The organism is Terrabacter sp. P5_B1 (genome assembly GCF_056400505.1).
This window is the reverse complement of record NZ_JBFULD010000610.1, coordinates 1-725: the sequence shown is the minus strand read 5'-3', so window position 1 is coordinate 725 and position 725 is coordinate 1. Positions and strand designations below refer to the sequence as shown.

Annotated in this window: 1 protein-coding gene; it reads left to right on the top strand. The window is 69.8% G+C overall.

The annotated features are described in order from the left end of the window. A partial coding sequence (locus tag AC1DP0_RS22385) for a molybdopterin-dependent oxidoreductase (protein WP_478088852.1) occupies positions 1 to 725 on the top strand: 725 nt, incomplete at both ends.

The following is a 725-nucleotide window of genomic DNA, read 5'->3' as shown; positions in this document are numbered from 1 at the left end:
GCGCACGTCCACACCATCAAGGAGTACGGCCCCGACCGCGTCGCCGGCTTCTCGCCGATCCCGGCGATGTCGATGGTGTCGCACTGCGTCGGCACGCGCTTCATCCAGCTCATCGGCGGCGTCATGACGAGCTTCTACGACTGGTACGCCGACCTGCCCGTCGCGAGCCCCCAGGTCTTCGGCGACCAGACCGACGTGCCCGAGTCGGGCGACTGGTGGGACGCGACCTACCTCATGATGTGGGGCTCCAACGTCCCCGTCACCCGCACGCCCGACGCGCACTGGATGGCCGAGGTCCGCTACCGCGGCACCAAGGTCGTCACGGTCAGTCCCGACTACGCCGACAACACGAAGTTCGCCGACGAGTGGATGCCCGCGCAGGCCGGCACCGACGCGGCGCTCGCGATGGCGATGGGGCACGTGCTCCTCAAGGAGTTCTTCGTCGACCGCGAGGTCGACTTCTTCACCGACTACGTGCGCACCTACAGCGACCTGCCCTTCCTCATCCGCCTCGACGCTGCCGAGGAGGCGTATGCCGCCGCGCCGGGCGACGCGGTAGCCGCGCCCCTCGTGCCCGGCAAGTTCCTCACCGCAGCCGACCTCGCCGACTCGGGCGCCGTCGCCCCCGATGAGGACGCCTGGAAGACAGTCCTGCTCGACGGCGTCACCGGTGCGCCGGTCGTGCCGAACGGCTCGATGGGCTTCCGCTACGCCGACTCCGGCAA